This window comes from Streptomyces sp. NPDC058662 (assembly GCF_042716255.1).
In the GTDB taxonomy this organism is placed as follows: Bacteria; Actinomycetota; Actinomycetes; order Streptomycetales; family Streptomycetaceae; genus Streptomyces.
This window is the reverse complement of record NZ_JBHXRU010000100.1, coordinates 1-21,810: the sequence shown is the minus strand read 5'-3', so window position 1 is coordinate 21,810 and position 21,810 is coordinate 1. Positions and strand designations below refer to the sequence as shown.

The 21,810-nt window shown below is 73.6% G+C and carries 17 protein-coding genes; 3 read left to right on the top strand and 14 right to left on the bottom strand.

Going from position 1 to position 21,810, the window contains the following annotated elements:
- Positions 1 to 53: 53 nt before the first annotated feature.
- The 5 genes from ACFWUQ_RS26330 to ACFWUQ_RS26310 all read right to left on the bottom strand — a co-directional run bounded on the left by ACFWUQ_RS26330 (position 54) and on the right by ACFWUQ_RS26310 (position 6,319).
- On the bottom strand, positions 54 to 1,703 hold the full coding sequence (locus ACFWUQ_RS26330) for a hypothetical protein (protein ID WP_384542718.1): 1,650 nt from the start codon (positions 1,701 to 1,703) through the stop codon (positions 54 to 56).
- A 126-nt stretch (positions 1,704 to 1,829) separates the two neighbouring features.
- Positions 1,830 to 3,500, bottom strand: a complete 1,671-nt coding sequence (locus tag ACFWUQ_RS26325; RefSeq protein WP_384542715.1) for a hypothetical protein — start codon at positions 3,498 to 3,500, stop codon at positions 1,830 to 1,832.
- Between the two features lie 99 nt (positions 3,501 to 3,599).
- Complete coding sequence (locus tag ACFWUQ_RS26320; protein WP_384542713.1) at positions 3,600 to 5,138, bottom strand: hypothetical protein; 1,539 nt, start codon at positions 5,136 to 5,138, stop codon at positions 3,600 to 3,602.
- Between the two features lie 171 nt (positions 5,139 to 5,309).
- Positions 5,310 to 5,486: a DUF397 domain-containing protein gene (locus ACFWUQ_RS26315; RefSeq protein ID WP_384542711.1), complete on the bottom strand. Its 177-nt coding sequence runs from the start codon at positions 5,484 to 5,486 to the stop codon at positions 5,310 to 5,312.
- Positions 5,483 to 6,319: a helix-turn-helix transcriptional regulator gene (locus ACFWUQ_RS26310; RefSeq protein WP_384542709.1), complete on the bottom strand. Its 837-nt coding sequence runs from the start codon at positions 6,317 to 6,319 to the stop codon at positions 5,483 to 5,485. The genes ACFWUQ_RS26315 and ACFWUQ_RS26310 overlap by 4 nt, the downstream gene beginning before the upstream one ends.
- 119 nt (positions 6,320 to 6,438) lie before the next feature.
- On the opposite strand from ACFWUQ_RS26310, the gene ACFWUQ_RS26305 reads away from it, so the two are divergent.
- Positions 6,439 to 6,915: a hypothetical protein gene (locus ACFWUQ_RS26305; RefSeq protein WP_384542706.1), complete on the top strand. Its 477-nt coding sequence runs from the start codon at positions 6,439 to 6,441 to the stop codon at positions 6,913 to 6,915.
- Here the strand turns inward: ACFWUQ_RS26305 and ACFWUQ_RS26300 are convergent.
- The 4 genes from ACFWUQ_RS26300 to ACFWUQ_RS26285 form a co-directional block, all read right to left on the bottom strand.
- On the bottom strand, positions 6,840 to 7,718 hold the full coding sequence (locus ACFWUQ_RS26300) for an alpha/beta hydrolase family protein (protein WP_384542703.1): 879 nt from the start codon (positions 7,716 to 7,718) through the stop codon (positions 6,840 to 6,842). The two genes, ACFWUQ_RS26305 and ACFWUQ_RS26300, sit on opposite strands and share 76 nt — an antisense overlap.
- Positions 7,719 to 7,889: 171 nt before the next feature.
- Positions 7,890 to 9,113: a kynureninase gene (kynU, locus tag ACFWUQ_RS26295; RefSeq protein ID WP_384542701.1), complete on the bottom strand. Its 1,224-nt coding sequence runs from the start codon at positions 9,111 to 9,113 to the stop codon at positions 7,890 to 7,892.
- Positions 9,106 to 9,951: a tryptophan 2,3-dioxygenase gene (locus ACFWUQ_RS26290; protein WP_384542698.1), complete on the bottom strand. Its 846-nt coding sequence runs from the start codon at positions 9,949 to 9,951 to the stop codon at positions 9,106 to 9,108. Before ACFWUQ_RS26290 ends, kynU begins: the two co-directional genes overlap by 8 nt.
- A gap of 171 nt (positions 9,952 to 10,122) precedes the next feature.
- Positions 10,123 to 10,536 carry a DUF3151 domain-containing protein gene (locus ACFWUQ_RS26285; RefSeq protein WP_384542695.1) on the bottom strand — a complete coding sequence of 138 codons (414 nt, stop codon included), beginning with the start codon at positions 10,534 to 10,536 and terminating at the stop codon, positions 10,123 to 10,125.
- 291 nt (positions 10,537 to 10,827) lie between these two features.
- Here ACFWUQ_RS26285 and ACFWUQ_RS26280 point away from each other — a divergent pair, with 291 nt between their 5' ends.
- Positions 10,828 to 12,360, top strand: coding sequence for an IS701 family transposase (locus ACFWUQ_RS26280; RefSeq protein WP_384542692.1), 1,533 nt, complete (start codon positions 10,828 to 10,830; stop codon positions 12,358 to 12,360).
- Between the two features lie 36 nt (positions 12,361 to 12,396).
- Here the strand turns inward: ACFWUQ_RS26280 and ACFWUQ_RS26275 are convergent, their stop codons facing one another.
- The 5 genes from ACFWUQ_RS26275 to ACFWUQ_RS26255 all read right to left on the bottom strand — a co-directional run bounded on the left by ACFWUQ_RS26275 (position 12,397) and on the right by ACFWUQ_RS26255 (position 20,290).
- Positions 12,397 to 14,319: a helix-turn-helix domain-containing protein gene (locus ACFWUQ_RS26275; protein WP_384542689.1), complete on the bottom strand. Its 1,923-nt coding sequence runs from the start codon at positions 14,317 to 14,319 to the stop codon at positions 12,397 to 12,399.
- A gap of 1,499 nt (positions 14,320 to 15,818) precedes the next feature.
- A complete protein-coding gene (locus ACFWUQ_RS26270; RefSeq protein ID WP_384542686.1) occupies positions 15,819 to 17,501 on the bottom strand; it encodes a BTAD domain-containing putative transcriptional regulator in 1,683 nt (560 codons plus the stop codon).
- Between the two features lie 323 nt (positions 17,502 to 17,824).
- Positions 17,825 to 18,544 (bottom strand): ScbR family autoregulator-binding transcription factor, encoded by a 720-nt coding sequence (locus tag ACFWUQ_RS26265; RefSeq protein WP_384542684.1) that lies wholly within the window; start codon positions 18,542 to 18,544, stop codon positions 17,825 to 17,827.
- 115 nt (positions 18,545 to 18,659) lie between these two features.
- Positions 18,660 to 19,427: an SDR family NAD(P)-dependent oxidoreductase gene (locus ACFWUQ_RS26260; RefSeq protein WP_384542681.1), complete on the bottom strand. Its 768-nt coding sequence runs from the start codon at positions 19,425 to 19,427 to the stop codon at positions 18,660 to 18,662.
- Positions 19,428 to 19,576: 149 nt separating this feature from the next.
- Positions 19,577 to 20,290, bottom strand: coding sequence for an HAD family hydrolase (locus ACFWUQ_RS26255; protein ID WP_384542678.1), 714 nt, complete (start codon positions 20,288 to 20,290; stop codon positions 19,577 to 19,579).
- Between the two features lie 409 nt (positions 20,291 to 20,699).
- Between ACFWUQ_RS26255 and ACFWUQ_RS26250 the strand changes: the two genes are divergently transcribed.
- The gene (locus ACFWUQ_RS26250) at positions 20,700 to 21,698 is read left to right on the top strand and encodes a ScbA/BarX family gamma-butyrolactone biosynthesis protein (RefSeq protein WP_384542676.1); all 999 of its coding nucleotides are present in this window, start codon (positions 20,700 to 20,702) and stop codon (positions 21,696 to 21,698) included.
- Positions 21,699 to 21,810: the final 112 nt, after the last annotated feature.

Below are 21,810 nucleotides of genomic sequence, written 5' to 3'. Positions count from 1 at the left end.
GCGGGGAGCCGGTCCCGGGGCGCCGGGGCACTACTCGGGCGTGGTGCGCCGCCTCAGTTCGTCTCGTAGTAGCCGAACATGTCGACGATCAGGTCGGCTTCCTCCCAGCCCTGGTTCCAGAAGTCGACGACGCCGTTGTTGCCGGAGCTCACCTGGACCAGGTTCGGGACGGTCTTGCCCTTCGTCCAGTTCAGGGTGGAGGCGATCGGACGCGGCGGCCACACGTCGGTGCCGTTCTCGATCGACTCCCACGTGTTCGGGTCCGGGGCCACCGAGAGGAAGCCGTCGCCCCGCGTGTTGGTGACCGTCGTGTTCATCACGTACCCGGAGACGTGCGGCCAGCCCGCGGAGACGTCCCTGACGACATAGCCGCGGGGGGACACCGGTCCGTACGGCCAGTTCGCGGCACGGGTGTCGATCATGCGCCACGGCTCGACGGGCATGTAGGCGCCCTGGCTGGAGGTGCCGTACGCGCCGACGATGTCCACGATGACGTCGGCGCCGGCCCAGGCGCCGTTGCGGACGGTGATGCGGCCGTCCGCGCCCACCGGCACGATCACCGCGTTGGCGACCGTCTGGCCCGCCGTGAAGTTCACGTTGGACGTGGTCGGCGCCGCCTGCCCGGCCGGGTAGGCGGTCAGGTGGCCGGCCTCGCGCGGGTTGGTGACGGTCATGTTGAGCGCGACGGCCGTGGCCTGTCCCGGCTCCGCCACCTTGACGGTGAAGGTCTTCTGGCCGCCGAGCTGGCCGCGCGCGGTGCCGAGGCCCTCGCGGGTGTCGACGAGGCGCTGCGGGTCGCGGCCGGTGTAGCCGCTGGACGCCTTCCGCCCGAAGTAGCCGGTGACGTCGGCGATGAGGTCGACGCCCTCCCAGCCGCCGTTGAAGAGTTCGACCTTGCCGTCCTTGCCGACCGGCACGATCACCAGGTTCGGCACGGTCTGGCCCGGCTCGAAGTTGACGTTCGAGGTCGTCGGCCGGGCCGTGCCCGAGCCGAAGACGGTCACGTGGCCACCGCTGGTGGCGTTGGTGACGGTGACGTTGAGGGCCACGGCCGTGACCCCGGCCGGGATCCCGCCGTTCCCGCCGACCTGCAGCTTGGCCGAGGAGTACGCCGCGACCTTGCCCTTCGCGGCGCCCGTGCCGCTGCGGGTGTCCAGCAGACGGGTGGGACCGTACGGGGTGAAGTCGGAGCCCGCGGTCTCGATCTCCAGGACGTTGGTGACCTTCTTCTGGTTCACCGGGTCCTCCACGGTGACCGTGACGTTGTACTTGCCGAGCTCCTTGTAGCTGTGCTGGTACGACAGCTCGGCGGAGCCGTAGGCGTCGCCCTGGTCGGCGGGGGTGCTGTCGCCCCAGTCGACGGTGACGTTGAGCGAGGCGTCCGCGCTGGAGATCGCGGTGACCAGGTGGAACCCGTGGGCGGACATGGACTGCGCGTCCAGCACCATCGCCAGGTTCGGGTTGCCGTCCTCGGCGCCCTGCGCGCGCTGGACCGCTCCGGCCCCGCCCCCGGCCGCGGGAAGGCTGGTGGTGACCGAGCGCTCGGCCGGGCTGGTGAACTTCTTGAGCGCGGACTGCGCGCCCTTCTTCACGTCGCCGTTGGACGGCGCCACCACGCGCGCGCCCTGCGGGCCCGGATCGGCGGCCTGCGCCGTGGCGGGTATGACACCGATGCCTGCCGCGACGACAGCGGCGGCGGACATTACGAGTCGGCGATTGCGCACCGGCCCCCCAATTCTGTTCACGTGTGTGCGGTGTGCGGTGTGCGGGATACGCCGTCCCGGGGCCGGCCGACGGGCCGGCCCCGGGACGTGCGGAGTTCTGCTCGGCTACTTGTTGTCGTAGTAGCCGAAGATGTCGACGATCACGTCGGCGTCGTCCCAGCCCTGGTTCCAGAAGTCGACGATGCCGGTGTCCCCGGCGCTCGCCTGCACCAGGTTCGGGACGGTCCTGCCCCGCGTCCAGTTCAGGGCGGAGGAGACCGGGCGCGGCGGGACCACGGCCGTGCGGTTGTCGTACTGCGCTGCCGTGTTCGGGTCCGGGGCGACCGACAGGAAGCCGTCGCCCCGCGTGTTGGTGACCGTCGTGTTCAGCGCGTAGCCGGTGATGCCGACGACGTCCGGGGACACGGGCAGGGGCAGGTACTCCCGCCCGGGCAGCGGACCGAGCCCCCAGTCGGCGCTCCGGGTGTCCAGCAGCCGCTCCGGCAGCACGGGCACGAAGGTGTTCCAGCTCTCCGGCGTGTAGTAGCCGACGACGTCGACCACCACCTCGGTGGTGTTCCACGCGCCGTTGCGGATGCTGATCCTCCCGTCGGGACCGACCGGGACGATGACCGAGTTGGCGACCGTCTGGCCCGCCGTGAAGTTCACGTTGGATGTGGACGGCGCGGCCTGCCCGGTCGGGTAGACGGTCAGGTGACCGGCCTCCTTCGGGGCGGTCACGGTCACGTTCAGCGCCACGGCCTTGAGGCCGTACGGGATGCTGTTGGCGCCGGAGATCTTCACGTCGAACGACGACTGGCCCGCGACCGGGGCCTTCGCCGCGCCGAGGCCCGCACGGGTGTCCACGGCACGGACCGGGTTCAGCGGCACGTAGCCGCTGGACGCCTTGTTGCTGAAGTAGCCGGTGACGTCCGCGAGCAGGTCGACCGACTCCCAGCCGCCGTTGTACAGCTCGACGTAGCCGTCCTCGCCGACCGGCACGATCACCAGGTTCGGGACGGTCTGGCGGGCCTCGTAGTTGACGTTCGAGGTCGTCGGGCGGTCCGTGCCGGCCGGGAACACGGTGACGTGTCCGGCGGCGGAGGAGTTGGTGACGGTGACGTTGAGGGCCACGGCCGTGGCGTCGGCCGGGATCCCGCCGTTCCCGCCGACCTTCAGCCTGGTCGAGGAGTACGGGCGGGCGGGGGCGCGGACGGCGCCCGTGCCGTTACGCGTGTCGAGCAGACGCGTGGGGCCGTACGGGGTGAACTCGGAACCCCACGTCGCGAACGTGACGGAGTTGGCGTACTTGGCGTTGGTGTCGTGGTCGGTCACGACCACCTCGACCTCGTACACGCCGACCTCGGTGTACAGGTGCGGCCGGACGGTCGTGCTGGAGCCGTAGGAGGCGGCGCTGTCCTTGTAGCCGTCCCCCCACAGGATCTCGACGTCGAGCCGCGCGTCGGGGCTCGTGATGTCGAAGGTGAGCTCCAGCCCGCGCCCGCTCGTGCCCTCGGCCGTCAGGCCGATGGTGACGTCCTGGGCCGTGTCGGCGCTCTGCGGGGCGGCGGCGGCCCCGCTCCTGGCCGCCGGCGCCGCCTGCCGGACCGTACGCCCCGCCGGGCTGGTGGCGGGCTGGAAGGCGGCCGCCGCGGCCTTCTTGAGGTCGACGGCGGGAGTGGAGACCGCTTGGGCGGCGGGCTTGACCGGGTCGGCCGCCTGGGCCGTTCCGGGTATGAGCGCAATGCTCGCCGTGACGACGGCGGCAGCGGACATGACGAGTCGGCGATTGAGCACCGAGCCCCATTTCTGTTCGTGTGCGTGTGGTGAAGGAAGGACGGGCGTCCCCGGGGCGGCCGACGGGCCGGCCCCGGGGAGCCGCGGAGTTCTGCTCGGCTACTCGCTCTCGTAGTAGCCGAAGATGTCGACGACCAGGTCGGCGCTGTCCCAGCCCTGGTTCCAGAAGTCGACGATGCCGAAGTTGCCGGAGCTCGCCTGGACCAGGTTGGCGACCGTGCCGCCCTTCGACCAGTTCAGGGTGGAGGAGACCGGACGGGCCGGCGGGTAGGCGGTCTTGTCGGTGTAGTCGCCCAGGGTGTTGGTGTCCGGAGCGACCGACAGGAAGCCGGCGCCGAGCGTGTTGGTGACCGTGGTGTTCAGCACCCAGGCCTCCTGCCCGGCCGAGAAGGCCTGCCAGATGTACTCGCGCGCGGGCCACGGCCCCTTGGACCAGCTCTCGCGCGTGTCGATCTGCCGGACCGGCTCGACCGCCACGTAGGCGCCGTCGCTGTCGGTGCCGTACGTGCCGACCAGGTCCACGATGACGTCGGACGAGGCCCAGGCGCCGTTGCGGACGGTGATCTCGCCGTTCCCGCCGACCGGCACGATCACGGAGTTGGCGACCGTCTGCCCGGCGGTGAAGTTCACGTTGGACGTGGTCGGCGCCGCCTGCCCGGCCGGGTGGACGGTCAGGTGGCCGGCCTCCCGCGGGTCGGTGACCGTCACGTTCAGCGCGACGGCCGTGGCGCCCGGGGCCGCCTTGACGGTGAAGGAGCCCTGGCCGGCGACCGGCCCGCGCCGCGCGCCGATCCCGTAGCGGGTGTCGACGATCCGGATCGGGGCCTTGGGGACGTACCCGCTCGCCTCCGCCTGGGTGAAGTAGCCGGTCGCGTCGGCGATGAGGTCGATCGGCTCCCAGCCGCCGTTGTACAGCTCGACGTAGCCGTCCGCCCCGACCCGCGCGATCACCAGGTTCGGGACGGTCCGGCCGGCCTCGTAGTTGATGTTCGACGCGGTCGGTCGCCGGGTGCCGGAGGCGAAGACGCTCACGTGCCCGGCGCTGGTGGTGTTGGTGGCGGTCACGTTGAGGGCGACGGCGGTGACCCCGGCGGGGATGGAGCCGTTCCCGGCGACCTTCAGGCGGGCGGAGGAGTACGCGCCGACCTTGGCCCTCGCCGTGCCCGTACCGCTGCGGGTGTCCAGCAGGCGGCTGGGACCGTACGGGGTGAACTCCGAGCCCATCGTCTTGACCCGCACCTCGTTCGAGGCGGATGTCCCGAGGACGGGGTCGGCCACGGCGGCCTTGATCGTGTACTCGCCGAGCTCCTTGTAGACGTGCGTGGTCCGCAGCTCCGAGCTACCGGAGACGTGCACCGTCTCCGTGGTCCCGTCGCCCCAGTCGATGGTGGCCTCCAGCGGCGGATTCCCGCGGCTGAGGGAGGTCGTCAGCTCGAAACCGTGCGCCGACGACATCCGGGCGCTCAGGAAGATGGCCAGCCTCGTGCTGTCGGCGGCGGCGGCGCCGGTGAAGGTCCCGAACGCTTCCGCCGCGCCCGCCCTCGGCTCGAAGGCGGGCGCTCCCGCCCCCTGCACGGCGGGCTTGACCGGATCGGCGGCCTGAGCCGTACCGGGTACGGAGATGATGCTCGCCGCCACGACGGCAGCGGATATTGCGAGTCGGCGATTGCGCACCGAACCCCCCGTTTTTCAGCTTTTGAACGCGCTCAGCATGAGCTCGCGCACAGCCTACATAGCGCCGAGCGGGCGATCACCGGGGTATCCGGGCGGGCGGGGGGAATTGGCCCGGCTCTGTCCCGGCGTGCCCGATTAACGGGCAGCCCACCCCGTGAAATCGGCCCAGGCCTCGCCGGCCAGGGTGAGCGTCGGCCCGGGATTCTTGGAGTCCCGCACATGCACGGCCACGGGGCACGCGGCCACCTCGACGCAATCACCCCCACTGGGATTGCTGTAGCTCGACTTGAACCACCGTAGTGTGCTGCTCATTGATGCTCTCCCGCCAACCTCTCGATGAGGCCCAGCGATTCATCAGGGCTAAGGGCCTGTGCGCGGATCTTTGCATACCGCTGTGTGTACATGCTCACCTTTGCCGGGTCGCTGATCAGCAGGCCTTCGTCCTGCACCTCCAGATAGACCAGATGATCATGGGAGGGTGTTTCGACGAGTTTGAGCGGGCCGTACAGGCCGACGTGATCGGTGCGCTCGCCCCGGTTCGGCGGCAGGACCTGGAGGGTGACGTTGCGTCGCCGGGCGTAGTGGAGCAGGCACTGCATCTGGGCCTGCATCACCTCCTCGGTGCCGACCCGGCGCGTAAGCACGGACTCCTCCACGACCAGCTCGATCAGTGCCACCGGGTCCCGGTCGAACAAGGCCTTCCGCGCCATCCGGCCGTCGACCAGTTCCGCAACGCGTCGGTCCGAAACCGGAGGAAAGCTCCCGTTGATCAGCGCGGAAGCATAGGCCCTCGTTTGGAAGATTCCGTCGATCACGAGCGGCTGATACGAGGACGCCGCCAACGTCTTCTGTTCCAGGCCCGCGAAGTCCTTGAACTGAGCCGGATACCTGTCCAGCCTGACAAGCTCGCGCGCCACCTCGAAGACACCGAGGCCGTCACCGATCGCCTCCTCCAACCCGATCAGCATCTCGTCACTCGCGGGCTGCGCACAGGTCTCCAATGCGCTGATGGCAGCGGCCGAGTAGCCGAGCTTCTCCCCCAGCTCCCTCTGCGTCAGTTTCTCCTTCTCGCGCAACGCGCGGGCCAGGTGCGACACCAGGCGAGTCGTCCCACCCGCCGTCTCCTTGTTGGCCGCCTTCGCCATGGCACCCCCGCTCAACCGGACTCAACCAGGCACTACCACCACAGGTCGAGTTCCTACCGTTTCGCCCCGTCGAGTCGGAGCCATGGAAAACGGTAGGGCGGGACCATCAGACTCGTCTCATGAACACTGAAAGTGACGCCGCCGACGCGCGGGCCCCCCGCTGGATCCCGGCCAGGGGAATCGCTATGCGCAAGGCAGGCGTGCAATTTGACGCCGTACGTGTGGACGGTGACACCGGACGGAACCTCGCCGATCTCCTCGCCACGCTCACAGGGGGTGACCCCGGGCCCATCGTCGTCCAGGCCAACGGCCGCCGGCCCGTGTACTTCCTGATCCCCGTCGGCGGGGCGGCATACCGGATGTGGCCGCCCGGATTCACCCGGCTGACCTCGGGGCCGCTGCGTACGAGCTTCGTACCCGTACCGGAGCGCGACGGCTGCTGGCCGCTCGCCTGGCGGTGTCCACCGGGCGCCGGGGACCGACTCGTGCACGCGCTGCTCCTGCACCGCGCCGCCGGGCTCTACCAGGCGAGCTGCGAGATCTCCTCGGCCACCACCGCGCAGGCGTCCGCCGCCGGGTCGATCAGCGGGAAGTGACCGGCCCCGTCCAGCAGGGTCAGCCCCACCGTCTCCCCCGCCCTCGCCGCCGCGTCCACGTACGACTCCGCCACCCGCGCCGGCACCACGATGTCGTCCCGGCCGTGCACCACCGCCGTGGCGATACCGGTCGGCAGCAGGGCCGCCGGGTCCGCGAAGGGCAGACGGGTGGTGAAGTGCTCCGCCCCGCCCAGAAGTTGCGCACTGGCGCCCCCGCACACGCCCAGCTCCTCCGCCACCGCGAAGTCCGCGATCGGGGCCAGCGCCACCACGCCGCGCAGCATCGGCGGGGAAGGCAGCCTCCACGCGGACCCCTGCGGGAGCACGTGCCGGGCCGCGGCCCACAGCGCCAGCTGGCCGCCGGCGGAGTGCCCGGTGACCACCACCCGGCGGACGTCGGCCCGCGGCAGCGCGACGGCCGCCAGTCCCGGGAGGGCGTCCATGGCGGCGGCGACGTCGTCGAAGGTCTCCGGCCAGCGGCCGGCCATCGGCCCCTCGGCATCCTGGTGCGGCAGGGAACTCCCGCGCCGGTACTCGACGTTGGCCACGGCGAAGCCCCGGCGCGCGAGGAAGTCGACGAAGGGGGTGATGTGCTGCCGGTCGTACGGGGCGCGCCAGGCACCGCCGTGCAGGACCACGATCAGCGGGACTTTCTCGGGGCCCTCGCCGCGGGGGGCGTAGAAGTCCACGAGCTGGTCGGGGTGCTCCCCGTACGCGGCGGTCGCGTCGGGCGCGACGGGCGGATGGGAGAAGGCCGAGGCGGCCTCGGCGGCGTCCCGTTCCACTGCGGCGGGGTCCGTCATCGGCTCAACCTCTCGGTAACGCGTGGGACAGCGGGGACAGATGTTCCGGTGTTCCGGCAGAGCGGGACCGTATCAGTCTGGAACGCGGCGTTCCGTGCGGGGCCCGGGATGTGCCGGAGCGGGCGGAGCCGTGGCCCCGCCCGCCCTGTGAGGTGACGTTTCGCTAGAAGGTCACCCGAAAATGTGACCCAGTGTGCGTGCGGCACGCTCCGCGTCGGCGAATCCGACGTACAGCGGAGTGAAGCCGAAGCGCAGGACGTCAGGGGCGCGGAAGTCGCCGACGACGCCCCGGGAGATGAGCTCGCGCATGACCTCGCGGGCGTTGTCGGTGCGCAGCGAGACCTGGCTGCCGCGCCGGTCGTGTTCGACCGGGGTGACCGACTCGACCCTCCCCTGCGGGACGTACTCCGCCACACACGCCAGGAAGAAGTCGCCCAGCGCGAGGGACTTGGCCCGGACGGCCTCGACCGAGACCCCGTCCCAGGCGTCGAGCGCCGACTCCAGCGCCAGCATGGACAGGATGTCCGGGGTGCCGACCCGGCCGCGCGCGGCGCCCTCGGCCGGCAGGTAGCCCGGGGTCATCGCGAAGGGCTCGGCGTGGCCGTTCCAGCCGGGCAGCGGGGAGTCGAAGCCGGCCTGGTGGCGGCCGGCGATGTACAGGTACGCCGGCGCTCCGGGACCGCCGTTGAGGTACTTGTACGTGCAGCCGACCGCGAGGTCGACGCCGTGCTCGTCGAGGCCGACGGGCAGGGCTCCGGCGGAGTGGCAGAGATCCCAGACGATCAGGGCCCCCGCCTCGTGCGCGGCGGCGGTGAGGCCGGGGAGGTCGTGCAGCCGGCCGGTCTTGTAGTCGACGTGGTTGAGCAGGACGACGGCGGTGTCCCCGTCCATCTCCTCGGCCGCCCGCGAGGGGTCCACCGGGGTGACGGCCAGGCCGGTCATCCGGGCGGCCGACTCGGCGATGTAGCCGTCGGTCGGGAAGGTGGAGGCGTCGACCAGCATCTTGCCGCGCATCGGGGAGGCGAGGCGGGCCGCGCCGACCAGGGCCTTGAAGAGGTTGACGCTCGTGGAGTCGCCCACGACCACCTGGCCGGGGGCGGCGCCGAGGAGCGGGGCGATCCTGTCGCCGATGCGCTCGGGCGCGGTCCACCAGCCGCTCTCGTCCCAGGAGCGGATGAGGAGCTCGCCCCACTGGCGGGCGACGACGTCGGCCGTGGCGGCCGCGACGCCTGCCGGGAGCGCGCCGAGGGAGTTGCCGTCGAGGTAGACGACGCCCTCGGGGAGGGTGAACCGCTCGCGGAGCTTGCCGAGCTCGTCGGCGGCGTCGAGGGCGGCGGCGCGGGCGACCAGGACGCCCGCGCCCGGCCCGCCGGGTATCTGGGTCGCGTCAAACATGGCTGCGCGCCGTCCACAGCTCGGGGAAGACGTTCTTCGTCGCGCGCTTCTCCAGCCACGCCACGCCGGCGGAGCCGCCCGTACCGGTCTTGGCGCCCATCGCGCGCCGGGTGGCGACCAGGTGGTCGTTGCGCCAGCGCCAGACGAGCTCGGCGACGTCGGTGAGGACCTCGCCGAGGCGGTGCAGGTCGAGGTTCTCGTCCGGGGAGCCGTAGAGCGCGGTCCAGACGGCCTCGACCTCGGGCGAGGGCTCGTAGCGCTGCGCGAGGTCGCGGTCCAGCACGGCGGCCGGGACCGGCAGGCCGCGGCGGGCCAGCAGGCGCAGTACCTCGTCGTAGAGGCTGGGCTCGTGGAGGGCCTTCTCCAGCTCCGCGTGGACGCGCGGCGCGCCCCGGTGCGGGACCAGCATGGAGGCCGACTTGTCGCCGAGCAGGAACTCCATCCGGCGGTACATCGCCGACTGGAAGCCGGAGCCCTCGCCGAGCGCGGAGCGGTAGGAGTTGAACTGGCCCGGGGTGAGCTGGGCGAGCGGACGCCAGGAGGCGTTGAGCGCCTCCAGTTCGCGGAGGGATCGTTTCAGCGCGTCCATCGCGACGGGGATCCGGTCCTCGCGCAGCGCGCGGGCCGCCGTCTCCCACTCGTGGACGATGACCGTGAACCACAGCTCCATGACCTGGGTGGTGACCAGGAAGACCATCTCGCCCGGGTCGTCCGAGCGCAGGTGCTGGAGGTGGGTGAGGACGTCCGCCTGGACATAGTCCTCGTAGGGGGTCGTGCCGGCGAAGTCGAGGTTCGGGGTGTCCGAACCGGCTCCGGAGGCATCAAGGGTGTTCGACATCGCTGTCTCCTCGACACGTGCTTCCGGGTAGCGGTCCGCCCCTTCCGTGAGGTGAGTGGAGCCCCGGTCCCCTGCCCGCATCATAGGACCCTCCCCCGGCGGGGCTCCAGCGGGGAGTGACGCAGGTCATGTTTCCCGCGTCGGGCTCCCCGCCGGTCGGCCGGGCCCGGCTCAGGCGTCCAGCGTGTCCGCCGCCGTCGGCGAGGAGTCGCGCAGGAAGGTCGAGCAGCGCTCGTACTCCTCCTTCTCGCCGATCGCCCCGGCCGCGCGGGCCAGGGCGTGCAGGGCGCGCAGGAAGCCCTGGTTCGGCTCGTGCTCCCACGGCACCGGGCCGTGGCCCTTCCAGCCGGCCCGGCGCAGCGCGTCCAGGCCGCGGTGGTAGCCGGTACGGGCGTACGCGTACGACTCGACGGCGCGGCCGGCGGCGAAGGCCTCGTCGGCCAGCAGCGCCCAGGCGAGGGAGGAGGTCGGGTGTGCTGCGGCCACCTCGACGGCGGGCGTGCCCGCCGCGACGGCCGCGCGGCCCGGCTCGTCGGGGAGGTGGGTGGGGGCGGGGCCCCCGAGCAGGTTCTGGTGAATGGACATGGGCCCAGTCTGGGGTATGCGGGGCGGCACGCGGGCGCCGGCCGCGCGGCCGCGCGGCCTTGCCGGGACGGGGGCGGCACGCGCGGCGCGGGGCCGCCCGTACGCGGCCCGCACGCCGCCCCACGCCGCCCCCGGCGCCGCGGCGCCCGGTGTGAGCGGGCATCACCCCTGCTCCGGCGCCGGGGTGGTGGGCCCCCCACCACCCGGCGGCCCAGGTGTGTGCCCGGCGCACCTCCCCCCGCGGGGGCCCCGCGGCGGACCGTTGGGGTGCCGTCGACGAAGGGGGAAGTCGTGAACACCAGCGCCATCGAGGGCACTCGGGCCGGCCGGATCCGGGGGGGTCCGGTGGACGACGCGGCCGAGGAGCTGTGCGCGGCGGTGTTCACCTCGCTGCGGCGCCGGGACCAGCGCGAGCGCGGGCGCCAGTACGTACGCGCTCTGCTCGCCGCCGAGGGCCGCAAGTCGATCCGGAACATCGCCCGGCACATCGGGCCCGCCGGACCGGCCGCGGAGCAGGCGCTGCACCACTTCATCGCCAGCTCCACCTGGGACTGGGAGCCGATCCGCGCCGCCCTCACGCGCTACCTGGGGCGGACCACCCCGCTGGGCGCGTGGGTGCTGCAGCCGATGGCGATCCCGAAGGGCGGGGACCACTCGGTGGGGGCCGGGCACCGCTTCGACCCGCACCAGGGGCAGATGTTCCGGGGCCAGCAGGCCTTCGGCACCTGGTTCACCTCGGCCGGTGCGGCCGGGGTGACGACCCCGGTGGGGTGGCGGCTGTTCCACCCGGAGGACGGGCCCGCGGAGGAGTCGTACGAGGCGTGCGCGGTGAGCGGGGTGCTGGAGCACGTCCGCGAGGGGCGGCTGCCCGTCCGCCCGGTGGTCCTGGACATCCGCGACATCGGGACCCGCTTCACCCTGAATCGCTTCGCCGAGGCCAAGGTGCCGGTGGTGGCGCGGGTCAGCCCCACCGCGCGGCTGCTCGTGAGCGACCCGGCGCTGCCCGGGTACGGGGCGGGCACGCTCGCCGCCCGGGACATCCTGCAGAACGTACGGGGCCTGCGCATGCCGGTGGACTGGGCCGACCCGCAGCGGCCGGGGACCCGGTCCGGGTCGCTCATGGCGACGGTCCGGGTCCTGGTGCCGGACCCCTCGTCCGGGCGGCGGCGCGAGATGCTGCTGTTCGGTGAGTGGACGGACGCGCGCCGGCTGCCGACGGAGCTGTGGGTGACGGACATGGCGAGGACTCCGCCGCCCGCGCTGATGCGCATGACGAAGCAGGCGCTGCGGGTCGAGGAGGCTGCCCGGCTGAGCGTCCAGGAGGTCGGGCTGCGGGACTTCTCGGGCCGCTCGCTGCCCGGTTGGAACCGGCACGCGACGCTCGCGTCGGTCGCCCACGCGGCCCTCGCCCTGGGCGGGGGCATGGGCACCCCGGTCCCGGCGGGCCGGACGGCGGCGGCGGGGCGGGCGACCGGCGGGCACTCGGCCGCTGCGCGCACGGCCGCCGGGCAGGCGACCACCGGGGGGACGCCCGTCGGGCGGACGGCCGGGTCCGAGCTCGCCGGTGCCTCCGTGCCGGTCGCGCGCGGCCGCTCGGCGATCCGCCCCGCACTGGCCTCCCGGCTGCGCCCGGAGGTCCGCCCCGAGGGAGCCCGCAGCGCACCGGAGGCCGCCAAGGCGGAGCTCGGCGCGCGCGTCCGGCAGGGCTCCCGCACCGGCCCGGAGCCCCGTACGGTCCCGGCCCAGCTCGGCGCGCGCCGCACCGCCGGCGCCGCCGCTGCCGCCGCCGTACGGCCACAGGCGGAGCTGGCCCCCACGGGTTGACCGCGTCCGCGGGGGGAGCGGTCAGCCCGTCGGGGATCAGCTCTCCGGCGGCGCCCCGCGGCGGTCCTGGAGGACCGCCCGGGTCCTGCGCAGGCGCAGCGCCATCTGGAGGTCCAGCGCGCGGGCCGGCTTCTGCCAGCCCTCGCCCAGCAGTTCCGCGATCCGCTCCAGGCGGCGGGAGACCGTGTTCGGGTGGACGTGCAGGGCCTCCGCGGCGTGCGTGGGGCTGCAGCCGGAGTCGTAGTACGCCTCCAGCGTGTGGGTGAGCTCGGTCTGGCGGGTGACGTCGTACTCCAGGACCGGGCCGATCGTGGCGCGGATGAACGCGTCCACGTCGTGGTCGGCCGACAGCAGCAGCCCCAGGAAGCCCAGTTCGCTCAGCGAGGCCGAGCCGCCCGCCCCGTCGAGTGCCGTGAGGGCGTCCAGGCAGCGGGAGGCCTCCTCGTAGGTGGAGGCCACGCTCGGGGCGCCGCGGGCGGGGCCGGCCGCTCCGGTGGAGACGGGGTGCCCGAGGAGCGGGGAGAGCTCCGCCGAGACCCGGCGGGCGGCCGCCGAGGCGTCCTCACCGGGCAGCAGGAGCACGATCCGGCCGCGCCGGACGGCTTTGAGGCCGTTGTGGCGGTACGCGTACGAACTCGCCCAGGCGACCGCCTTCCCCAGCTCCCCTCCCTCGGGCCGGGCCACGACCACCACGTGCGGCACGTCCAGGTCGAGCCCCAGACGGCGGGTGCGCTCGCGCAGGTCCAGGTCGGTGCGGTGCGGCCGGCTCAGCAGGTCCTGCAGCAACTCGTCGCGCACCGGGCCCTCGGCCGCCGCCGTACCGCGCTGGATCAGCAGCAGCGCGGCCACCGAGTGCGCCGCCAGCTCCAGCAGCCGGACGTCCTCCTCCGTCAGCGGGGCGGACGCGCGCAGCACCAGCACCCCGAGGTTCTCCGCGCCGGCCGTCACCGGCGCCACCCAGACGTCACCGGGCAGCGGTACGGGGCTCCGGCCGGTGTGCGCCTGCAGCGCGGCCCGGTCGACGGCCTCCTCGTCGAGGCCGGGAAGTTCGTCGGCCGCCGTCAGCACCCCGCCCCCGGCGTCCCGTACCTGGAGCACACCGTCCAGCGCGTCCGCGGTCGCGCGTGCCACGGCGGGGAGGCGGGCGCCGTCGAGCACCAGGCGGACCAGCCGCGCGTGGCAGTCCCACAGGTGGCGGACCCGGGTCAGGGCCGTGTTGGTCGCCGCGTTCAGCTGCTCCAGCCCGGCGAACTCGTCCCGGGTGCGCTCCAGCTGGCCGGCCTTCTGGATGGCGATCGCGGCGAGGTCCGCGAGGGAGAGCAGCACCCCGACCTCGTCCGGGGTGAAGTGCCGGACCGTGCGGTCCGCGCAGTACAGCGCGCCCAGGGTGGAGTCGCCGTGCCGCAGGGGGACGGCGATGACGGCGTGCAGGCCCTCGGCGCGGACCACCTCGTCGACGGCGGGGCCGTGCGGGACGGTGTCGTCCGAGGGGTAGTCGGCACTCCACACGGCGGCGCGGCGCTGCTGGGCGAGGGTGCCGAGGGTCGGTCCGGCGCCCAGTTCCAGCCCGACGCCCACGGCGGTGGTGTCGCCCTCGGAGGTGTGGACGTAGGAGGTGCCGTCGGGGCGGCGCAGGCTCACGTACGCCATGTCGAAGTTGAGCAGGCGACGGGCGCGGCGGGTGATCACGCGGAGCAGGGTGTCGAGGTCGTACGGCGAGGTCAGGTCGTGCGCGGTGTCGACGAGCGCGGAGAGCGCCGCCTCGCGGGCGCGGCCCCGCTCGACGCCGGCCAGGACGGTACGGGCCAGGGAGGTGGCCCGGGCGAGGCGGGTCAGCGCGGCCTCGTCGGCGCCGGAGTGCAGCGCGGCGGGCAGCAGCTCGTCGAAGCGCGCCGGGGGCGCCTCCTGGGCGAGGAGCTCCAGCACGGCGAGCGCGCCGGTCTCGTTGTCCCAGGTCATGACCCCTCTATCCCGCTGCGGCCGACCCCGTCCCGGAACGGCGGAATCAAGCCGTGCGAACCTAAGTTCCCCCCAGCCCACGGGTCAAGCGGGCCCACCCCGGCGGGGCGGGCATTCACCCGCGGCCCCGGCCCCCGCCGGAACGGCCGCGGCCTGCGGGCTGCCGCTCCCACCGCCACTGACCGGGACGCGCCCCCCCCGGCCGGGGGGCCGCAACGCCCGGGCCACCGTGGCATGCGGACCCTAAGACCGCACGGACGCCACCCCCCACCCGGGGACCGCCGGGGCGACGCGGGACGCGAGCCCCCGCCTGGGGCCGCCGAGCCGCAGCGCCGCAGTGGTCTGGCATCTGCGGACCCAGGCACTGGGCCGCTTCCGCCGGAGACTGCGCGGGCTGCCAGCCCCCCTCGGTCCGCCGAGCCGCAGATGCGGGACCACCGCGCCGTGGCATGCGGACCCCGAGGCACCGCGCCGCTCCCACCGGGACTGCGCGGGATGCGAGCTCCCGCCCGGCGCGGCCGAGCCGCATACGCGGGGCCGCCGTGGCATGCGGAGCCCGCGCGGGGGCCCTGCGCCACCCTCTGCACCGGGACACGGAACCGCGCGAGCCCCTGCGCCACCGCCTGCGACAGGACGCCGAATCGGGCGGGCGCCCGGCGCGGCGGCCGGGGCGCCCCGTCGGCGCAGCCCGGATCCTCTGGTCGCAACGAGACACCGCATCGGGGGGCGCCGGACGCGGTGTCCGATGTACCCCGTCGGCGCAGCCCGGAGCCGCTGGTCGCGATGGGGCATCGCATCGGGGGCGCCTGACGCGGTGTCCGGGGTACCCCGTCGGCGCATGCCCGAGCCGATGGTCGCGAAGCGCACGGCGCCGCCTGCGCGTTGTACCGCCGTGGCACGACGGCCTCCCCGGTCAGGCTGTCCGGCCGCTCACGCGCGAGCGGCCGCTGCCGCGCACGCTGGGGCGGGTACTGCCGCTTTCCCGCCGGTCCCGAGAGGGCGGCCACTGCCGCACGCTCCGGGACGGAGCCGGCCCGCTCCCCCGAAACCGCCTGGCACCAGGCGCCCCCGAGGTGGGGCGGTGACGATCCGGTCCCGTAAGGGGTCACCCAGCGGGCGAGGCGCCCGGGGCCGGTCTCGCGAGCGGCGGCGCCGGGCCGGTCCCACATGCGGCGGCGCCAGGCCGGTCCCACATGCGGCGGCGCCGGGCCGGTCTCTCATGCGGCGGCGCCGGGCCGGTCCCTCAGGCGGCAGAGCCGGGCCGCACACACGGCGGCGGCGTAGCGGGGCCGCACACGCGGCGGCGGCGTAGCGGGGCCGCACACGTGGCGGCGGCAGAAGAGCTGAGCCGGGCCGCGCACGTAGCGGCGCCGCCGCGGCCGGGTGCTCCGGCACAGGGGTTGGGCCGCCTCCGTCGTGGCAGGCGAGGCCGTGGACCCCGCGTACCGATCCGGCGTCGCCGGCAAGGGGCGCCGCGACGGGCGGGGGCCCCGGCGAGCTCAGGCCACGGACGGCGACAGGGGGCGGCGTCGCGCGGTGCGGCGCACGGCGGAACGGGTTCCGAAGTCGACGGTGACGACGTCGCCGTACCGCGGGTCGCCGGTACGCGCCGCGGCGCCCTCCGCCGTGCCCTCGCCAGGCGGCACTCCGATCCGCGCCCTGCGTGCCGCCTCGGCCCGCCCCCCGTCGTCCAACCATGCCCCGGCCCGCACCGCACGGGTACGCACCGCATCAGCCCCCGCCGCTTCCGCCCGCACCCCGCCGGCAGGCGCAACCGCACGGGTACGCACCCCATCAGCCCCCGCCGCTTCCACGTCCGCCCCGTCGGCAGCCGCCACCACGTCCGACGAGGCCACCCCGGAGCGCCACCAACCAGCCCCCACCGCGCGGGTACGCACCGCATCAACCCCCGCCGCCTCCGCGTCCACCCCGCGGGCAGCCGCCACCGCACCCGCCCGCGCCGCCGCGTACCCGCGGGAGTCGCGGACCTCGTCGGGCTCCGCCTCCCCGGCAACCGGCGCCATGTCCGCCGCAGCCGTCTCCCCGCGCGCCGCCGCGGCACCCGGCACGGCAAAGACCGGCGCCGGGCCACCCGCCGCCATCTCGGAACCCGCCGCCGAGGCGACCGGCACGACGAAGGCCGACGCCGGGCCGCCCTCCGCCCCCTCCGAGCCCGCCTCCCCGGCAACCGGCGCGGTGTCCGCCCCGGCCGTCTCCCCGCGCCCCGCTGCGGCATCCGGCACGGCGAAGGCCGACACCAGGCCACCCTCCGCCCCCTCGGCACCCGCCGCTGCGGCGACCGGCGCCGTGTCCGCCACCGAGGCCACCGGCACGGCAAAGGCCGGCACCAGGCCACCCGCCGCCCCCTCCGAGCCCGCCGTCGAGGCGACCGGTGCCGCGGAGGCGGCCGCTCCGGACCGGCCGGGCAGAACAGAGTGGCGCAGCCGGTATGTTTCGCTCGGGACCGCGGCCTCGGACCGGTGGAAATCGGTCTCCGCCCCGCTGGCGGGAAAAGGTCGAACGGCAGCCGCCGGAGCGTGCCGCCGCCCCCACCCCGTGTCCCCCTCCCCGGACCGGACGGGCGCCGCGCCGGACCGGAGGGGCGCCCCACCGACCGGGTCAAAAGCCGCTTCGCGGCGCCGCCCCAGGGCCAGTTCGGCCTCCACCCACTGCTCCATGACCGACTTGCGGGTGGCCTCCAGGCCTGCGATCAGCTCGGCCAGCCGGGGCCCGTGGTCCACCCCGTCGAAGGCCGGGCCCCGCCACAGCCCCAGCGCTCCGCGCAGCCGGCGGGCGGCCGCCTCGTAGTCGCCGCGCGCCATCGCCCGGTAGCCGGCGCCCGCCTCGCGGGAGAATTCCCACAGGTCACAACGGCCTCCGCCGGTGTCGAGGAGATAGCCGCCGGGAGTCTGCACCAGCATCGTGGCGGCGCTGCGCGCCCCGCCCTGGTCGACCGCCGCGGCGAGCCGCCCGCGCAACTGCCGTACACAGGAGTGCAGGACCGCCCGCGTGTGCTCGGGCGGGGCGTACGCCTCCAGCTCCTCGGCGAGAACGGCGACCGGCACCGTCTGGTCGGCATATCCGGCGAGGACGGCCAGGACCTGTCGTGCGGGCGGTGCGGCGGGCACGACGGGCACGCCGTTCTCAAGGACGGCGAGTCCTCCGAGTACGTCAATGTCCACAGTTTCTCCCAGGGCAGGGCAGGGCTCGATCGACGAGAACCCGCTCATAAAATAATACCCGGGATTTTGTTTCTGGCTACTGTCAGAGGCACCCAGCCCGCGAAAAGAGACCGGGCCCCCGTCCGGAGGGACGGGGGCCCGGGAAGTGCGAGAGGCCCTCGCGAGGGCCGCGTCCGTACGCGGAGCGCGACAGGGAGGCGGGGAAGAGGCCGGCGAAAGAGGGGGACCGGCCAGCGGCCGGGCGGCGGCCGGGCGGCACGGCCAGACCCGGAAGGGGCCCGGTCGGCTGCGCGGCGAGGCCCCGCCGCGCACCCGGCCGGTGGTCAGCCGGCGGCGGCCTCGGCCTGCATCCGGACCGGGTCCTCGCCTTCCGTACCGACGCCGCCCGAGAGCGGAGCCCACGGCCGCATGCTCGAACAGTCGCACATGTGCGCCCCGTTCGGTCCGTGCAGCGCGCGCCCGCCGCGACCCGGCGCGGTGTCCAGCCTGATCGCCACGGCCGAGACCACCAGGCTGGGCATCACGCTCGTGTAGAGCGCCGACACCTCCTCGTCGAGGTTCAGCCCGAGCGTCTGGGACATGACGTTCAATCCCGCGAAAGCGCCCACCACCAGGCGTGATGGCCCGGCCGGGTCCACGTGGGAGAGCAGTTCACCGCGCTCCTTCGCCTCCACCATCAGCGCGGTGTGCAGGTCGATCCAGCCCTGGTACGGGGCGGCGCGGTCGAGGGCCCTGCCGTTCTGCTCCAGGGTCAGCCGCGCGCTGCCGCGCATCAGCACGTCGTGCTGGAGGCGGTGCGAGAAGATCATGCCGATGTCGACGAACTCCTGCGCCTTGAACTCCTGGGGCGTGAAGGCCGGGACCATTCCCACCTGGGCGTCGATGACGGCCTGCGCCAGGTCTTCCTTCGAGTCGAAGTGGAAGTACAGCGCACCCTTCGTGACGTTGGCCATCCGGACGATGTCCGTCAGCTTCGCGGCGTCGTACCCGCGGTCCTCGAACACCACGGCGGCGGCCTCCAGGATCGCCTGACGGGTGCGCACCGCACGGTCCTGCTTGACCTGGGGTCGTTGAGCCCTCATATATGCCTCTGTCCCTCTCCATGCCCCCGATCGACCGGCAATACATGCCCCCGGGTACGTACCTCTGAGTACAGTTTCACACCATTGTGAAGCCTCCGTCCACCGGCATCGTGACGCCGGTGACGAAAGACGCACGAGAACTGCACAGCCATGCCGCGGCCTCCGCGATCTCCTCGGGTTCGGCCGTGCGCGGCTGCGGCGTAGCGGCGTGCAGCTGCTCCTCCATGCCCGGCACGGCCGCGAACCACTCCTGCACCACTTCGGTCCGCGTCGTGCCCGGGGCCACCGCGTTGATACGGATCCCCTGCGCCGCGTACTCGGCCGCGGCGGCCTTGGTCAGGCCGATCACCGCATGCTTGGCGGCGACGTACGGCGCCGCCACGGGCGTCGCCACCAGACCGCCGACGCTGCTGTTGTTGACGATGGTCCCGCCGCCGGTCCGCAGCATGGCGCCGATCTCGTCGCGCAGGCAGTTCCACACGCCCCGCAGGTTGACGTCCATGATCTCGTCGTAGAGGTCGTCGCCCATCTCGTGCAGGGGCGTACGTCCGACTCCCCAGCCGGCGTTGTTGAAGGCGCAGTCCAGCCGGCCGAAGCGCGCGACGGCCAGCTCCACGGCGGCCGCGGTGTCCGTACGGCGGGTCACGTCGGCCACGGCGTACTCGGCTTCCGCGCCACCCGCGCGCAGTTCCTCGGTCAGGGCTTTCAGCCGGTCCTCGCGGCGGGCGACGAGCACCACCCGCGCGCCCTCGCGCGCGAAGACGCGCCCCGCCGCCGCCCCGATGCCGCTGCTCGCCCCGGTGATCAGCGCGACCTTGCCGTCGAGCATCCGCTCCGCTGCCATGTCTCTCCTTCATGCGCCCCGACCCGCGACCGGGCGGGGGTGATGCGGTGGTGGGGAGTGCGAACGCCGTACGCGCGTGCGCACGTCGTTTGTGCTGGATGAAACCTCGCACGGCGGCGAGCGCGGCGTGCGGGCGGGGTGCGCCTTTCTCAGGCGGCCCAGACGAGGCCTTCGGCGGCCTCGGCGTCGACCGCGCGCAGCAGGGTCTCGTCGATCTCGTCCAGCGAGCCGACCAGGTGGCGGACGCCGGCGTCGCGCATCAGCCGCGCCTGGAACCCGTGCTCGAAGCCGCTCGGGTGCCCGATGAAGGGGACCCGCAGGTCGCGGGAGGCCTCGGCGACCCGGGCGACGTCGTCGACGAAGACCACCCGGTCGTAGTCCAGGCCGAAGGCGTCGACCGCGATCTCGCGGATGCCGGGACGGAAGTCGTTCGTGCAGATGTAGCCCGGCGCGTCGAAGAGGTGCGCGTACCCGCCGAGGTAGGTGTCGAAGTGGCGCTTGTCCAGGCCGCCGTAGCAGATCGTGCGCAGCCCCAGGGAGCGCAGCCGGTGCAGCAGCTCCTCCGCTCCGGGCACCAACTGGAGGGGGTGTTCGGCGAGGTAGGCGGCGCGTTCCTCGAAGTAGACGTCCAGCACCTTCTCCGGCGCCCAGTCCACACCGGCGGCCGCGCCGAGCGCGCGGCCGGCCGCGAGACGGTTCTGGGAGAAGATCGAGCGCTCCACCTCGGCGCTGTAGACCCCGCCCCGGCTGGTGATGAACCGGTGGATCACCGGGCTGAAGGTGTCGCTGAGCAGGACCCCGTCGATGTTCACGGCGGCGAGCCGCAGGTGCCCCAGCGGGTCGGGGTGCCGGAGGGCGTGCATCGGTCTCCAATCGGCGGGGGCCGAGCAGTGGCAGGACGCGCGGGCGGCCCCGTCGGGACGGATCGTGCGAGGGATGCACTTCGGCCACACGCCGCCGGGAGGGCCCCCAGAAAAATACTCCTCGGTACGCGGCTGCCGCCGACCAAAAGATACCCGACATCCGTCGCGATGCGGCCGGTTGGCCGAAAATGGACATGGTTGCGAGAACGTCCAGCTCAATGCGCCCGACCTGCACGTAAACCCACCTTACTTACCCCGCGCAGCGCACATTCGTCTGTGGTTTACGTCACTTCCGGGTCCGGGACGACGCGATCATCAGGTAATCCTCTACCTGTCAATCAAACCCGGAGTACGTACTTCGCGACATAAAGCGAGGTTGGACCTTCCGGCCATGATCTCGGGGAAGCTCATGTTCACGACTTTGGAACCGGCGGACGGCCAGACACAGCCCACCCTTCCCGCAGTGAACTCCACGTGCGACGACGCCCCCCACGGACGGCTGACCACCACCGTGCCCCGCGAACTCGTCCACCGCGCCGCCGTCGCCGAGGTCTTCCTCACCGGTATGTGCCGCCCGGCCGAGGACCGGTTCCACGTGACCGCCCAACTCCCGCGCGGACACAGCTTCTTCACGCCCATAGCCGGCACCCACTACGACCCGATGATCATCTGCGAGACGATCCGGCAGGTCGGCTCCTACGTGGCCCACCAGGCCTTCGAAGTGCCGCTCGGCCACCAGTTCCTGCTGTGGAGCCTCGACTACACGACCGCACCGGAGCACCTGCTCATCGGCGACACCCCGGCCGGCGTCGACCTCGACGTCGTGTGCGCCGAGGTCCGCATGCGCGGGACGCAACTCCAGGCGCTGCGCTACCAGGTCACTATGCGCCACGGCGAGACCGTCCTGGCCACCGGCGACGTCGGCTACACCGTCGCCTCGCCCGCCGTGTACCGCCGGCTGCGCGCGGGACACCTCGACCAGCGGCCGATCCCCTCGCTGCCCTCGGCCCCGCTCCAACCGGCCCAGGTCGGGCGGTACTCCCCCTTCGACGTGGTCCTCGCCGCGGCCCCGCAGCAGCCCGGCGCCGACGCCACCTGGCAGCTGCGCTACGACACCCGGCACCCGGTGCTCTTCGACCACCTCGGCGACCACCTCCCGGGCATGGTCCTGCTGGAGGCCGCCCGCCAGGCCGCCGTGGCGCTGACCCCGGCCCCCGCGGTCCTGCCGGCCTCCGTCACCAGTACCTACCAGCGGTACGCCGAGTTCGGCTCCCCGCTCTGGATCCACGCCGAGCGCACCGGGCCCGCCCGCGTCCGAGTGACCGGCGTGCAGAGCGGCGAGGAGGTCTTCGAGGCACTCGTCGGTACGGCGCGCCTCGAAACGGTGCCGTACGACATGACCGCATAGCCGCGCCGAAGAACTCCGGGGCGCCGGGGGGCGCCTCTGGGGACCGGGGGGACACCGGGGGGCAAGGGGGCCCCGGGGGTGTCCGGGAAGGCCGAAGGGCCCGGTCCGCCGT

Excerpts from the sequence above, each read along its gene's own strand:
- ACFWUQ_RS26330 (WP_384542718.1), bottom strand. The coding sequence starts at position 1,703 with ATGTCCGCCGCCGCTGTCGTCGCGGCAGGCATCGGTGTCATACCCGCC.
- ACFWUQ_RS26315 (WP_384542711.1), bottom strand. The coding sequence starts at position 5,486 with ATGAGCAGCACACTACGGTGGTTCAAGTCGAGCTACAGCAATCCCAGT.
- ACFWUQ_RS26310 (WP_384542709.1), bottom strand. The coding sequence starts at position 6,319 with ATGGCGAAGGCGGCCAACAAGGAGACGGCGGGTGGGACGACTCGCCTG.
- ACFWUQ_RS26305 (WP_384542706.1), top strand. The coding sequence starts at position 6,439 with ATGAACACTGAAAGTGACGCCGCCGACGCGCGGGCCCCCCGCTGGATC.
- ACFWUQ_RS26300 (WP_384542703.1), bottom strand. The coding sequence starts at position 7,718 with ATGACGGACCCCGCCGCAGTGGAACGGGACGCCGCCGAGGCCGCCTCG.
- kynU (WP_384542701.1), bottom strand. The coding sequence starts at position 9,113 with ATGTTTGACGCGACCCAGATACCCGGCGGGCCGGGCGCGGGCGTCCTG.
- ACFWUQ_RS26290 (WP_384542698.1), bottom strand. The coding sequence starts at position 9,951 with ATGTCGAACACCCTTGATGCCTCCGGAGCCGGTTCGGACACCCCGAAC.
- ACFWUQ_RS26285 (WP_384542695.1), bottom strand. The coding sequence starts at position 10,536 with ATGTCCATTCACCAGAACCTGCTCGGGGGCCCCGCCCCCACCCACCTC.
- ACFWUQ_RS26275 (WP_384542689.1), bottom strand. The coding sequence starts at position 14,319 with ATGACCTGGGACAACGAGACCGGCGCGCTCGCCGTGCTGGAGCTCCTC.
- ACFWUQ_RS26260 (WP_384542681.1), bottom strand. The coding sequence starts at position 19,427 with ATGGCAGCGGAGCGGATGCTCGACGGCAAGGTCGCGCTGATCACCGGG.
- ACFWUQ_RS26255 (WP_384542678.1), bottom strand. The coding sequence starts at position 20,290 with ATGCACGCCCTCCGGCACCCCGACCCGCTGGGGCACCTGCGGCTCGCC.
- ACFWUQ_RS26250 (WP_384542676.1), top strand. The coding sequence starts at position 20,700 with ATGTTCACGACTTTGGAACCGGCGGACGGCCAGACACAGCCCACCCTT.